This window comes from Ferrovum sp., assembly GCF_027317285.1.
Taxonomy (GTDB): Bacteria; Pseudomonadota; Gammaproteobacteria; order Burkholderiales; family Ferrovaceae; genus Ferrovum.
Genome location: NZ_DAHVHV010000120.1, coordinates 1 through 975, shown reverse-complemented (window position 1 = coordinate 975; position 975 = coordinate 1). Strand labels below are relative to the sequence as shown.

The window sequence follows — 975 nt, the reverse complement described above, 5'->3', positions numbered from 1 at the left end:
CTTTGTGGCAATCAAGCGGGCGCGGCTTGAGTGGGGCGGTCACAACTTGCTGATTTAGCAGATGGTTGGTGGCTTCCATGCAGGTCACCTATGTGGGTGAGGGGCTTAATTAACTGATGCAAAATCCGGGGTTATGGTCAATCCTGGATTGAATCACCCAGGGTTTTGAGGAGGCCCCAACATTTGAGAGAATGGAGCCATGAAAAAATCAAACCGGTTTTCCCCCGAAGATCGCGAATGCGCCGTACGCATGGTACTGGAGTAAGTTGGTTCATCCTCACCTGGCCGCCGGGGGAATTAAATGAAAATGGACGTGCGCAATTCGTTGTCTGGCAATTGCGCCATTATTTGTGCCGAAGTTGAAGCCACCAACACTGAAATGGTCGCCAAAGGCCGCAGGATCAATCACGCTCACCACCACGTGGCGCTTTTCTCCCTTCGTTGAAAAGCGCCTGTCCGACGACGCTCCGGCTAGACATTATGCTCCTTTTGGATAAACAACCAAAAACCGTGCGTCGCTATGTTCCGACTGTTCGCTTTGCCGTGGAACAGCCGTCCGGTTTCAGGTGGACTGAGCGTCCAAGTTCCGTGGAATATGTACATTGGCCAATTAATGGGACGGTGGCGAGCAGAAGTGCGCATCCGATAAATTGGCGGACGAAAGACACGCTCTGGTTTTTTAAAAGTATCGCATCCATGAGCAAAAACCTCCTTGTGCGCGCCCACACATTTGAAGTTAACAAAATCCTGGACGACAACCTCAATTAGTTTGAAAAACAGAAACAGTGCATCGCTATCAAACAACCTTCAAACTTTCGCCGTGAATCATTCAGCCCTTGCCACCAGTCAATTCCGGCATCATCTCAGCATCAGAAATTATTTGCAATAGAGTTGCTGTAACTGAACTTTAGACATACGCCTCTCCCAACCGTCCCGGATTTTTCCTGGTGGTGGGTGGGTCGAACACAAAAACAG

The 975-nt window shown here is 49.7% G+C and carries 1 protein-coding gene; it reads right to left on the bottom strand.

Annotated features, from left to right (window positions below; all coding sequences use genetic code 11):
- Positions 1-277 precede the first annotated feature (277 nt).
- Positions 278-409, bottom strand: coding sequence for an HIT domain-containing protein (locus M6F29_RS12455; protein WP_366526011.1), 132 nt, complete (start codon positions 407-409; stop codon positions 278-280).
- Between the last annotated feature and the right edge of the window lie 566 nt (positions 410-975).